This window comes from Henriciella litoralis (assembly GCF_002088935.1).
Classification (GTDB): Bacteria; Pseudomonadota; Alphaproteobacteria; order Caulobacterales; family Hyphomonadaceae; genus Henriciella; species Henriciella litoralis.
On record NZ_NCSS01000006.1, the window covers coordinates 2907074 to 2920168 of the forward strand.

Annotated in this window: 10 protein-coding genes; 1 reads left to right on the forward strand and 9 read right to left on the reverse strand. The window is 57.3% G+C overall.

Annotation, left to right across the window (positions count from 1 at the left end; translation table 11 throughout):
• Positions 1-73: 73 nt before the first annotated feature.
• The 4 genes from B8783_RS17675 to B8783_RS17690 all read right to left on the reverse strand — a co-directional run bounded on the left by B8783_RS17675 (position 74) and on the right by B8783_RS17690 (position 6013).
• Positions 74-799 (reverse strand): SDR family NAD(P)-dependent oxidoreductase, encoded by a 726-nt coding sequence (locus B8783_RS17675; RefSeq protein ID WP_169711849.1) that lies wholly within the window; start codon positions 797-799, stop codon positions 74-76.
• Between the two features lie 57 nt (positions 800-856).
• Entirely contained in the window at positions 857-1918 is a 1062-nt protein-coding gene (locus B8783_RS17680; RefSeq protein WP_084421659.1) for a DUF7064 domain-containing protein, read from the reverse strand.
• Positions 1919-2046: 128 nt separating this feature from the next.
• Positions 2047-4491, reverse strand: a complete 2445-nt coding sequence (locus B8783_RS17685) for a TonB-dependent receptor (RefSeq protein ID WP_084421661.1) — start codon at positions 4489-4491, stop codon at positions 2047-2049.
• A 238-nt stretch (positions 4492-4729) separates the two neighbouring features.
• The gene (locus B8783_RS17690; protein WP_084421663.1) at positions 4730-6013 is read right to left on the reverse strand and encodes a cytochrome P450; all 1284 of its coding nucleotides are present in this window, start codon (positions 6011-6013) and stop codon (positions 4730-4732) included.
• A gap of 305 nt (positions 6014-6318) precedes the next feature.
• Here B8783_RS17690 and B8783_RS17695 point away from each other — a divergent pair, with 305 nt between their 5' ends.
• Positions 6319-7053 (forward strand): helix-turn-helix transcriptional regulator, encoded by a 735-nt coding sequence (locus tag B8783_RS17695; RefSeq protein WP_084421664.1) that lies wholly within the window; start codon positions 6319-6321, stop codon positions 7051-7053.
• 53 nt (positions 7054-7106) lie between these two features.
• Here B8783_RS17695 and B8783_RS17700 read toward each other — a convergent pair whose 3' ends face one another.
• From B8783_RS17700 to B8783_RS17720, 5 genes are all read right to left on the reverse strand, one after another.
• Positions 7107-8012, reverse strand: coding sequence for a thioesterase family protein (locus B8783_RS17700; protein WP_084421666.1), 906 nt, complete (start codon positions 8010-8012; stop codon positions 7107-7109).
• Positions 8013-8021: 9 nt separating this feature from the next.
• Positions 8022-9332, reverse strand: a complete 1311-nt coding sequence (locus tag B8783_RS17705) for a hypothetical protein (protein ID WP_084421668.1) — start codon at positions 9330-9332, stop codon at positions 8022-8024.
• A gap of 102 nt (positions 9333-9434) precedes the next feature.
• Positions 9435-10178 (reverse strand): SDR family NAD(P)-dependent oxidoreductase, encoded by a 744-nt coding sequence (locus B8783_RS17710; protein WP_169711850.1) that lies wholly within the window; start codon positions 10176-10178, stop codon positions 9435-9437.
• Between the two features lie 111 nt (positions 10179-10289).
• On the reverse strand, positions 10290-11531 hold the full coding sequence (locus B8783_RS17715; RefSeq protein WP_084421672.1) for an MFS transporter: 1242 nt from the start codon (positions 11529-11531) through the stop codon (positions 10290-10292).
• Between the two features lie 147 nt (positions 11532-11678).
• Positions 11679-13085 carry an aromatic ring-hydroxylating oxygenase subunit alpha gene (locus B8783_RS17720; RefSeq protein ID WP_084421674.1) on the reverse strand — a complete coding sequence of 469 codons (1407 nt, stop codon included), beginning with the start codon at positions 13083-13085 and terminating at the stop codon, positions 11679-11681.
• Positions 13086-13095: the final 10 nt, after the last annotated feature.

The window sequence follows — 13095 nt, forward strand, 5'->3', positions numbered from 1 at the left end:
AACTACTCCGCTCTCTGCGTTTCTGGATATTTCTGTTGGTGCCTGCAGCTCGCCGCGTTCGTGCCCGGGGAACCTATTCGACGAGGTCGCGGAACTGCTCGTACAGTCTCAGTGGGTTGCTGCGGAAAGACGACGCGACCTGCTGCGAGGATGGGTCTGGAAAGATGTCGAGCGTGTCCTGCTCGATGGCATCCATGATCGCATGCGAGATCACCTCCGGCGCGGTCCTGCCGTCCTGCTCGTGTTCTCGCGCCATTTCTGTTGATATGGGCCCCGGAAAGGCTGCAAAGACTTTCGTATTCTGCTGTTGCAGCTCAAGACGCAGAGACTGCGTCAGCGACCAGACAGCTGCCTTTGTTGCGCAGTAGCTGCTTGCAAATGGGACAGGTGCCAAGGCGCCTATCGACAGGATATTGACGATGGCGCTTTCGGGCTTTCGCCCGAGATTGGCCGCGCAGGCGCGAACAAGGCCGAGCAGTCCCCAGTAATTGGTTTCCATTTCCAGTCTCGCCTCCGACAGGTCGTCTGCCCGCAGGGATGATTTGTTGGCAAGAAAAGCGGCATTGTTGATCAGGATGTTTGCATCCGAACACTGCGATGCGGCCGCGCTCACTGTGGGAGGAGCAGTGAGGTCGATTTCGACTGGAACAACATGACTGTTGTTAAGCGTCAGGCTCGTCTCGTCGCGCGCGGCCGCATACACCTTCTTGGCTCCTGCAGAAAGAGCTGCCTCAACAAGCGTTTTCCCCAACCCCCTGTTGGCGCCCGTAATCAATACTGTTGAGCCGGTGATCTTCACGATTCAGGTATCCTTGTCTGGTGGGAAATGTCGGTACGCCAGAGTGCAAAGTCGCGATCAGACCTTGTCGCGTGATCGCTTGTCGAAGTTATGGATGAAATGGTTAAACTGGACGTCTTGGGCGTCGCCATAAGCAATTTTTCCGTCGACCTCCCAACGGGTCTGGCTGAAATAGACGTTCATATTCTGCCAGGTCTGCCATGGCATACGCGCCTCCACGGTGCCGGTGATGTCGAACGTCCGGTCCAGCCCATCTACCAGCGTCAGATCATAGGATGTCGGCGAGACGCCATCATCTTCGCGATGAGTGAGTTTGCTCATGGTCTTGACGGGCACGACCTCCCCCTCCTTGAAAATGTATCCCCAGCGCAAAGTGTTTTCCGGCGTGATTTGCGGATAGGCTGCTGCCCAGCTCGGATTGCGTCGCGGATCGTCGAAACCGCAGCAGTGAAACGCGAAATCGTCGTCAGCAACGCCGACGATCCAGCTCAGAGGCGGCATGATGCGTGAGGTTTCGCGGCGCTCTTCGCCCCATGAGTGGTCACGCGAGAAATAGCCATCGATCTCATGCGTCTCGCCAAACAGGTTCAGCGAACCGGTGACTTTCATGGCCTGCGTGAAATGACCTCCGCCCGGCCGGCCTGCCGGCGGCATGATGGCTTCATTCAGGATGGAAAACGAGACATTGCGCGCCTCGTCACGATACTCGATGGCGATGCGTTTGAGCGGTTCGATGACCTTGAACCGAAGATCCATGTCGTCTGCAACCGTAAACGCCTCAATGTCATCCTCCGGAAACGGAAGATAATGGTAATGGTTCACGTACTCGCATGACAGCGTGGATGCCCGGATACCGGTCCAGATGTAGACGCTGGCGCTGCACATGCGAAGCACCGGGTGAAACCACATATAGATCTCACCATTGAGTTGCTTCTCAGGGATGTTGAAGCCCCAGTAGGTCGTCTCGGTTGCTGAATAGTGGCCGGATGAAGCGGGCGAGTGGAGGAATTCGTCTTCAGGCTGGCAAGGCGACAGCCGCTGCCCGTGCAGGTCAGGCATCCGGTCGACGTCGCCAATGGAAACGGTATCCGAGCGCTGATTTTTACCAGTGTTTGCCATGGTTTGTAGCTTTCAAATCTGTCCGGTCTTGGGGGCGGTTCATCTGGTGCTGAGGCCTGGAGAGCTTCTGTCACCGGTCAATCAGGAAGCGGCGGCTCTGCCCCGAAGGCATGGCCGCCGCTTGCGATTTAGAACCGCTTCTGAAGCTGGATCGCGACGCTGCGACCGCGATCGATCGTCGCCATGACAAGTTCGGCATTGCCGTCCTGCGCGTTGTTTGTCCCGGGTTTGTTGGTCGCGACCAGCCCAACATACTCATTGGTGAGGTTCCGGCCGATCAGAGCCAGATCCCAGCTTTCATCGCGCGCCATCAGGCGCACGCGCGCATTCAGTTTTGTGAAGCTGTCCTGGACGGCATTCGGCGACCCACCGGCCCCCAGGGAATATTCATCAGAGTACTTCGCATCCACGTCGATGCCGAGGGCTAGGTTTGCGCTGATCGGTTTCTCCCAGGATGCCCCGGCCATGACGACCCACTCGGGTGCGTTGGGAAGCGGTGAGTCGGTCCGGTCCTGCAGCCCGCCGACGCAACCCTGTTCAGGGGTCTGTGTCGGATAGCAACCTGCATCCTTATAGTCCGAGAAGTAACCATCATTGTAGTTGACGATGCCGTTGACGGACAGCTCGTCGGTTAACTGTGCAGTGGCCTGAAGATCGACGCCCTGCGTGATGGCTGAGCCGGCATTCTGGATGAAGAAGCTTGTGGTCGCCGAGTCGAACTGGCTGAGCTGCAAGTCGTCGAACTCGTAACGGTAGATGGACGCAATAACGTTCGCCCGGCCATTGGCAAGGCGCGTCTTGATGCCGACCTCACCGCCGCTCGATGTCTCTTTTTCAAAGACCACGTCCTGGGCGAAGACGGAGTTGAGAAGAACAGCCGGGTTGGAAATGCCGCCGGGTTTATAGCCGGTTTTGTAGGTCACGTAGACCGTGGTGTCGGTATTCGGCTGATAGCTGAGCGTTGCCTCCGGAGAGACATTTTCTTCGTCAAATTCGTTGCGGACGGTGGTCGTCGGCGGGACGAAGATTCCGAGGCTGTTGTAGAAGGGGTCGACATAGCTGTTCCGGCTGCTGTTCTTGCCCTCCACTTTCGTAAAGCGGGCGCCCGCATCGAGTGTGAGTTTTGATGAGATATCCCATGTCACCTGGCCGAACACCGAATAGGTATCGGTCTCTCCCTCGTGTTGTGGCCAGTACCCAAGCGCCGTCGGAAGGACGTCGTCTGCACCGTCGGGCAGCACGGTTTCGTTGATTGGAGGCAGGTACCCGAAGATGAGGCCCCGACCCACCGTGTCTGCATAGCGTTCCTGATGGTCCGCATAGGCGCCGACGATGTAGTTCAGCGGGCCGTCAAATTCAGTGGTCAGCCGGATTTCCTGGCTGATCTGCTCATCTGAAACGCCGTTTCCTCCTGGAAAATACATGTATTGAGCGTTGCTGGCATTACCGAGACCACGGACGCTTGCATCATAGTAGCCTGTCACTGACGAGATCGAGAAAAGGCCGGCATCGTACTCAAGTTGCAGGCTCCCGAGTTTGCTTTCGGTTTCGCTGTAAGGAATGCCGTTTCGGGCAAACGGAAAATACTTGGCGAGGTTGGCATTCATTGCCGAAACCGTCGTGCGCCCGTTCAGCTTACAATCGCCACTCGGTTCCGGCAGGTTGTATGTGTGCGATGCCCCGTCCGAGCAATACATTGCTTCATAGGTCGCACCGAGACCGTCGGTCTCCACATTGGCTGCCTGGAACTTCAGAAGCGCCGAAAAATCGCTGTTTGGCTCATACAGAACAGATATACGGCCTGCATAGCTTTCTCTCCCGCCAAGCCGGTCATCGAGCGCGCCAGGCTGCAGGGCAAAAGTCGGTTCGATTTCGACAGGATTGACGATTGGAGCCGCTACGTTCTTGAGCCAGCCCTCGCTTTGGTTGAAGCGGCCGGCGAGCCTTATCGATAGCGTATCGCTGAGCGGGATGGAGACAGCGCCCTCTGTATACTTGTCTTCTGCCTCGAACTCGTAACCGCCCTTGACGTATCCACCGAACTCGAAGTCCGGACGTGCCGTGGTGAAGGAAATGACGCCGGCAGACGCGTTCTTGCCAAAATACAGCGCTTGCGGGCCGGGCAGGGCCTGAATGCTCGCCAGGTCGAAAAACGCGCCCGAGGCTGCCGTGCCGCGGGAGATCGGAATCTCGTCTATGACCACCGCTACCGACTGGTCGACCCCGGCATCGGCCGCATTGGCCCCGCCGATACCGCGAATATTGAATGAGCCTTGGGCCCCCGTGCTTGAGGATGTCGCTGTCACATTGGGTAGCATGGCGGTAAGGCTGCGAACGTCCGAGGCGGGATTTTTGGCGAGTTCCTCCGACGTCACCGCCTGAACGGTAAGCGGCGCGCTCATCAGCGTTTCCGGGCGCTTGCGGGCTGTCACCAGGATCGTATCGGCGGTAAGCACCGCGTCCTCCGTGGCGGCCGGTTTGTCATCCGGTTCGTTCTGGGCAAATGCCGGAACAGATACGGCGACCAGCGCCGTTGATATCATCAGTGATCTTGTGAAGTTTAGATAGCGCATTTCTATTTCCTCCCTTGTCACCAATCGGTTCTGTGATCGATCGGTATTTTTTTTTGGTTCGGTTGATCTTGACGCAACGGGTCAGGTCCGCCTGATCGCGGTCGGGCGCACCTGAAGTCAGTCTGGCGCCAACCGTGCATTCATTTATCCAGTCGAGCGGCTCGCCGCTTTTTGAGATTCCAGTCTTCCCTCCCGAGTCTTGTCTTGTATGCCGTTTCCGGCATGCCAGCCTCTTGCTTCAGCGCTGTCCTGCTCGGGGAGCGTCGAAGCTGATGTGGAGGCTTCTGAATCCGCGATGCAGCAAGCTTTCCAGATATTCCAATGAGTTGCGTCCCGGCGTCAGCCGCAGGTTCGGCAGACGCGTGAGCAGCAGTTCGAACGCGATGCGCATTTCCTTCTTGGCGAGAAGCGCGCCGATACAGCTGTGTATGCCAGCGCCAAAGGACAGGTGCTGACTCGCATTGCTGCGATCGAACTGGCAAGCATCACCATTCTCGAAGACCGCTTCATCGCGGTTCGCTGAGTCGTAGCTTAGAAAGAGTACATCGCCTTGCTTCAGGGAGACCCCGCCAAGTGTCGTGTCCTCATTTACGATTCGCCACATACCCTTCGTTGAGGCTTCGAGACGAAGAATTTCTTCTACTGCGTTGTCGAGCAGGTCTGGTGTCTCAATGAACTTCGCCTGTGCTCCCGGCTCACTGAGAATATAGACCAGTCCTCCGCCGAGCGCGTTGGTGGTGGTCTCGTGACCCGCGATCATAAGCTGGCGAAGGATTGAGAGCATTTCCGAATTGGTGAGGCCCCGGTCTTCATCAAATTTGGCGTTCACAAGTATCGTGAGAATGTCATCCTCGGGGGATTGGCGCCGCTTTTCGAGCAGATCGACGAGGTAATGCTGCATTTCTACACTGGCGCGGGCGCTCTCGATGGCCGCATCGCGCCCCTGCATGCGGCTTATGGCGGCGATCGCTGCGTCCGCCCATCCCTTGATTTTCTTATGATCTTGCCGTGGAACGCCAATAGCGTCGGCGATCACATAGATCGGAAGCTGAATCGAGAAGTCTTTCAGGAAGTCGGCTTCGCCCTTTTGCTCGAACTGATCAATCAGGTCATTGGCTATCTGCTCAATGGCGGCGTCCCAGCCAGCCACCCTGCGCATCGAGAAGGCCGGGCTGACAATGGAACGATACTTGCGCTGGGCAGGTGGGTCCTCCGTCAGCATGGTATCGACCGGCTCGTAGCCTTGCGCTTCGATTTCCGCGATCTCAGGGTCTTTTGATAGTGTTTGTCCCATCAAGGCGCCGAAACGGTTTGAGTAGGTCTTCCAGTCAGGCAGTACGTCTTCCCGGATCAGCTTATAGGTGCTGACGACAAAGACTCGCTTGCCTGGTATTGGGCTCTTCGGCAGCTGATAGACCGGAGCTTCGTTCCTGAGTGCTTGATAGAACTTGAAGGGAGACTGAATGATCTCCCGGTCCATGAAGTCGTGACTTTTTAGGAGGCTGGGCTTCGATTCTGCCATGTTGCTTACCTACCGGTTTGCTTGGGTCCGATTGCAATGTATAACCCGTTATAATATTGGTGACCCTGTTAAAGGTGACAGGTGGGTCATTAGACTTCGCAACCACCGGAAGAGCCACTTTATGACCATTGATCAGTTGACAGATTTTCGCCTCAGCTGCAGCCTCGGGACGATAAAGTGCCTATAAAGCGCGAAGCTGAATAAAGGTAATGCACTGAGCAACGCGCCCGTCGTCGCAACGATAGAAGGACAGTTATGACGTAACATTTGAACGGCCGCCTCGGAGATGCAAAAGCACACCTTGGATGGACGACACCTTTTGGGAGGAAGAGTTGGAGTGCGTTGAGTATTTAAAACAATCGAATTTCGTAGATTCGAAAGAGGAATTGCGTGAAGTTACGGGTTCCGTCCTGGAGAGGCTGGGATTCAGCGACTTCATGCTGACAGAAAAAAAGGATGTTCCGCAGCTTGGATTCGGAAAGTTCGATTCAACGCACATGGAAGCCTATATAAAAGAGCGGATGTACTTGGTGGATCCGGTTCACCAGAAGCTGTCCACCAGCTGGCTTCCCGTGTTCTGGGAGTGCAAAGACTATCTCGACAGGGAGCCTTGTGCACAACTCTTCGAGAAATCGAGAGCGGTCGGCTATGAAGCCGGTGTGTCCGTTATCATCCGTGGACCGATTGCCCGGACCTACACATTCACCTGCATGGCAAGCTCGCAAGACAGGTCGACATTCCAACAGAATGACGAGAATTACGGTTGTGTCCTCACCATCGCAAATGCGTTGTGTCAGGCTTACACGCGGCTTGGTCGTACAAGCGCGACGGCGATCTCGCTTACGCCTCGCGAAAGGCAATGTCTGATCCTTGCCATGAAAGGCAAGACGGCTTGGGAATCGGCAAAGATCATGAATATTCGAGAGCGCACGGTGACCTTCCATGTTCAGAACGCCATGATGAAGATGGGGACGCCGTCCAAACATCTCGCCTGGATCAAGGCAGCTGATCTCGGGCTTTTGGAGGAGGTCGCAGCCTAGACGGCCTTCGCTTCAAAGACGGTCTCATCCTAGGACGTTGCCGGTCTCCCAGTTTACGGACGCCTACGATTTGACAGCGCTGCGACATTGACTGTCCCGATCGGGCCGGTTTCATCGTGGAGCCAGCATTCGCCGATGGCCACACCTTGTGTCGAGTTATGTTTCATCAAGTCGATGCCGATCCACTCCGAGACAGGCAGGCGATGCAGATAAACGGTGAAATCGCAATTGATGAAATCAATCGAGCTCTCACCACTATTTGACAAGGGGCTGGTGAAGTCCGCGGCCGTTGCCACCCGTGTAAATGGCGTGAGCGGGGCGCTCTCCACAATCGGCATGATTTCCCGCGCCCAGACCTGCCGGGCATTGAAAGACGACACCGATCCAAGGGGGTAGGCGTCGTCTGGTGGGGCGTCGCGCAAGCTTTTACCAGTTTCCGGCTCAATGCGCCTTCCTGATGGCCGTATGCCTTCGGGAACGGGCCGCAGATCCCATACGTGGGAAAAGCTCTCATCGGCAGGCAAATCGTCTGGTACGTGGCGCCGCCAACCAGGGGTTTGCCACGTCGGGGAGGGAGGCTGACTTGTCTGCTTGAGAAAGAGACAGGAGGCGCGCGCGACAGTCTGATCATTGCCGACAAGCTCGGCCTCAGCCAGCCTGAGGCGCCCGCCATCGCGGACCAGTCGCGACAAAACGGTCAGGGGTCCGCGGGGCGGCAGACGCAACAGGTCGACGCAAAACCGGCTCGGTATCCATCCCTCCCGGCCAAATTCCCGTTCGAGGGAAAACCCAAGCAATCCGCCCGCGAAACGCCCGGCAATGCTGTCGCTGGACCAGTATCCGACGCACGCGTCGGTTGGATGAAAAGTGCCATTCTGCTCACTGAAGAAGAACGCGCCAGCCTGCCGATATTCCGCCGTCGCCCCGCCGGCTGAAGGGAGGTGACTGTCATCCACCATGGTTCGTGCTCAGTTGGTCTGCGCGACCAATTGGGCATTTTCCGACAAGACATCAGGAATGATTTCGCTGACATTGCTGAACGAGAATTCGTTGAGCATGACGGTCAGGATATGCTGCTGAGCGCGGGCCAGAAATGTATTCTGAAGCCTTGGGTCGTGGCGGCCGCTCATCTCTGCATAGTTCGGAAGGTTCGCTTCGACGATGGTCGGCGCATCGCACATCCAGAGTAGCCCCTCCACACTGATCGTCAGCCGATAGGAGAGTTCGAAGTCATCGACGGAGACTTTAGGGCCGCCACCTGCATGATAGTAGTGGACGAAGTCCTCCATCAATTCGCGCCGGTGCGCATCGATCATGTCGAGCTCAGCGGCACAGATCATGCCCCAGAAAGCGCGCGCCAAATTCATCTGACAGACATTGCCCCAGTCCAGCAGGCCGACCTGGAGTTCTCCGGCCGCGTCACGCCAGAACCAGGCATTGTCGATGTTGATGTTCCAGTGGCAAAGGGCGACCAGATCGTCCTGACTGTTGATGTAGGCGTAGATTTCTTTGTGATGATCGAGCACGAGGGAGACCTCGTTACAAAACCGGTCAAGGAATTCCTTGGACGCAAAGTTCTTGGGCAGAAGCTGGGGCGCCGCAGCGGCATATTCGCGAATTTTTGCGAGCTTCTCATCCATCACTTCGCGGCTATGACGAAAGACTTCGCCGCCCTCGATCTGCGTCGCGGGCATGGGGAATTTCTCGCCGACGCCGGCGCCCAGCTTTCCAGCCCTGTGCGCTCCGGCAAGTGTCGCGACAGATTTGACGACGGTCTTGTAGTAGGCAAGTGGGTCGTCGAGATTGAAATCCTGGCATTTCTCGAGCATCGGGCCGATGCCGCCCTCTTCGAAGGCCACACGTTCGGTGATGACGATGCCGCTAACCGTTTCGTGGTCGAAGTCGGCGAAGTAGCCGGCCGGAATTTCAATCGGCAGCGCCGTCTTGATGGACAGGAGGTAGAGGCGCACTTCCGCTTCCATCGGATAGCAGAACAGCTCTCTCAGAGGATGCCCGTAATCGTGCGGGAACTTGATGAAGAGATTGCGATGCAGGCCATCGCCCCGCTCATAGGCGACATCGAGCAGAAGCTTGCGTCCCATGCCGCCGCCCACGAATTCCTTTGCGCGTGTAATCTCAGTGACGCGATCATCTTCGGGCAGGGACCCTGCCGCTCTGAAGGCTTTCGTCAGAAAGTCGGGCCCGGCCTCAAGCAGGGATTCTATCGTCGTGGGGAATTCGATGCCGGTTTCCTGGCCCTTCACGAATTTGGGAAGCATTGTGACCGCCTTATTCTAACTAAAAGTATCATGTGTTATAATATGCTGAATGGCAATGTTAAGGTTGTGTCGCTTGGAGAGACCCGCCGCGGCCGGGCGCACTCACTCTCCCAGATCCGGCACGGGGACAGGGCGCGAGATATCTTGCCGGCTGAGGACAGCGCGGATTTCACCCATGCTGCCGGTTGCCAGGAGATCAAGGGCCTGTTGTGCAACTTCGTCTGGACGCAAAGTGTCCGCTGTCCGCAATTCGACCGGAAAGAGGTCGCTTGAAAAGCCGCCCGGGCAAATTGCGTTTATGCGCACAGGCCCCGATGCGAGGGCAGCGCCCAGGCTGCGAACCAGTCCGACAAGGCCGTGCTTCGTCATCGAATAGACCGGATCGAACGGGATGGGTTGCAATCCGCCGACGGAACTGGTGACCGTTATCGCGCCTTCGCCGGCCTTCGTGAACAGCGGCAGGAGATGAGATATTCCATAGAATACGCCGTTGAGATTTACACGGACGAGTTGTTCGTACCGATCGACGTTCAGGATTTCTTCAGGTGAAATCGAAAGCTCCGGATTAAGGCGGCGTGTCATGATCCCGGCGTTCAGAAACGCAAATCGCGCCGGGCCTAGCTGTTGTTCGACATCGTCCAGTACGCCTGCCCAGTCTTCGGCCCTGCTTACATCCAGAGGCCAGAATTTTCCGTTGACCCGATCAGCCGTCGCTCGTCCTTCCAGTTCATTCAGGTCGAGCACGGCAACCCTCGCCCCCTGGCGGGCTGCGAGTTCCGCAGCTGCTGCGCCGAGACCGGTTGCACCCCCGGTGATGATAATCGTCTGGTCCTTGAAATGCGTCATCGTTCGCTTTCCCAATGATGTCTCCAGTCGCGTTGCCGGCTGGCCTGCCGCCTCACTGGGTGGTTGTCCGTCATTGTCGGAATTCCCGCTCATGTGGTCTGGAAAGCTGTCTCATGCTGCGCCTTCGGGGAGCGGCGGAACGGCCCGCGGCTTCAGCATCAGGATGACGGGCACCGCCAGTAACGCGATGATGACGCAACCCTGGAAAACGAGCTGATAGCTGCCTGTCTGGTCTCTCAGCCTTCCGGCCAGAACTGGCCCGAACGCGCAGAGTGTCATGATCGGCATGGCGAGGCCCATCACCCGGCCCATGTGCTTCGGGCCGAAGACATTGGCGACGATGCTGCCATTGAGGGGCATCAGCGCGCCGCTTGCGAAGCCCATGATGGCAAACGCCATGAGCGCGCCGGCATGGTTCGTCGTCGTCGCCAGCAGGAAGGACGAGAAGGCAATCGTCACGGAAGCAGCACTGAACAGGTAACGATTGTCGACACGGTCCGCCAGAAAGCCGAAGACGAGTTTTCCGAAGATCATGGAGAGGGAATAGGCCGATACGATCATGGCGGCGTCTGCCGGCGCGATGCCAAGATCGGCGGCGTAGGGATCGATATTGTTCTGAAGGCTGGTGAAGACGACAAAGGCCAGAAGATAGGCAGTTGCGTAGAACCAGAAGTCTGGCCGTTTCAGATAAAGCAACACGCCCGGCGTGTCCTCCGTGCCCTCGGAACGTGGCCCCGCCTTGCCAGCCGGAACATGATTGTTCTCATGGCGAAGCACGAGATAGCAGATCGGCGTCAGCACCACGCCTGCGACCACGCCGATAGAGAGGAGAGTTTCCCGCCAGCCGAAATCGGCCAGAAGACGGGCAAAAACGAACGGGAAGACGACCCCGCCAATGGACGTTCCCATTGACGTCAGGCCGAGCGCAAGTCCGCGGCGTTCGTCAAAATTGCGGGCGACCACAACCATTGCGGCCAGAGAGCCTGAAAGGTGAATGGCAACCGGCATGATGAGCGCGTAAATCAGGATGATCATCAGCATGCTTGTGGCGAAGGAGAGAAGGATTAGTCCGAGGGTGAATGCGGCGATGCCACCGCAGAGAAGATACCTTGATGGATATCGATCCATCATGCGGCCAAGAACGAACCCCCACGCGCCCGCAGCGAAGATATGTACTGTTACGGCTGTCAGGACCTCGCTGCGACTGAGCGAAAATTCAGCCATCCAGGGTGTGACGAGAAAGGTGAAGCAATATGTCGTCACGCCGATTGCTACGGCCTGAAGCACCACAACGAGCGCGAGGATCCGCCATGCAAGACCTGTCGGCGAGTGTTCGGCCGTGCTGGCGCGCATTGTCCTTTCCTCCTTGTTGGCGGTGAGCGGTTCGAGCCGTCACTCATAGTGTCAGCAAGGCGCGGCCGGTTGGCCCGCGCGATGAGATTACGGTCGTCTTGAGCAGGTTGGCCCTGCCTTGATGTACAAGGCCTGCGAGCTGAGGGCCTAGACGCCCGCCCTGTTCATCGACTCGCCTTCGATAATGAGGCGGTCGATCATCTTGTGGAGCTGCGCGATCTTCTGCTCACTGTAGCGGCCGAGCGTCACAGCGCCATTGCCGGATGCCTTGAGGCCGCTCTGAACATGACGAAGATTGCCCATGTCCTGTTCGAACACTGCACAGAGGTCTGCACCAAACTGCTCTTCGGCATCGGACATCGGTTCGTCGATCTCGATACGCTGCATGGGCGCGGGCTTAGGCCGCTCGCCCGACATGTCGTATGGGCGAAGGATCATGATATCCATAATGCTTGTGTCGGGATCGGTCCCGTTGGGCCGCCACCTGTATACGATGTTCGACACGTAACCGGCCCAAAAGCACATGTTCGGGAAGACGTTGTACAGGATGGAGTCGAGCATTTCTGCATCGGTCGCGTGGGAATAGTCCTTGCCGGTCTGTTCGCTCAGCGAGGCCCGTGCGCCCTCTGCAACGTACTTGCGCGCTGTCGTGCCTTCCGGAAGCTCCGGTCCACCGCTATTATCCTTGATCTTCATCTTGCGGCCGGTGAGATAGTTGAGAATCTCCTGCTCAGAAGGCGGCTCTATGAAGGGGCTGGGAATGCCCGTCGCCGAGAACTGGCGGCTGACCCAGTCATTGGGGACATCATACTGGCTGTTCGCATCACCAATCCCTGGTAGGATCTGCGGATGTGTCGTGACGCTATGGTGCGCTTCCATGAAGGCTTCTGCGGTTGCCTTCCAGTTGGCGGGGACGACTTTTTGTACCCAGGCGGCGCGATAGCGGTTGGCAAAATCGAAGCGCTCGAAATCTTCGGCCAATGGCTTGATGACATCCATCAAGGGTTTGGCCGCCGGGTCGAAATTGATGAAAACGAAGCCGCCCCAGCATTCGACCTTCGCTTCAGGAAGGGAATAGTTCTCAGGAGGGATGTGCTGGAAATCCCAGTCTATCGGGTTCTCCTTGAAGCTGCCATCCCGATTCCAGGTGAAGCCGTGATACGGGCACTTGAATTCCTGCTTGCAGCCATTCTGCGTGACGAGTTTCCGTCCGCGGTGGAGGCAGGCATTGTAGAAAGCCTTGATCTCGTTCTCGCTAGACCGGACCACGATCAGTGACCGACCAAGGATTTCGTAGATGTGGAAGTCGCCGACTTTTGGGATGTCCTCTTCTCGGCAGGCCAGCTGCCAGGTGCGGCTCCAGACGTGTTCGGCTTCCTTCTCGAAGAAGGTCCGATCAAAATAGCGACTTGCGGCGACGGGCTCCGGGCCGAAATCGACGACCCGTCCTTCTCGCAGATAGTCCGGCACGTCCCGGGACTCCATGTCGAGGACTTCGCCATAGGAGATCGCCGGGTGACGGTCAGGGCGGAACTTAGGATCGTGGACGTTCATGACTTCTTTC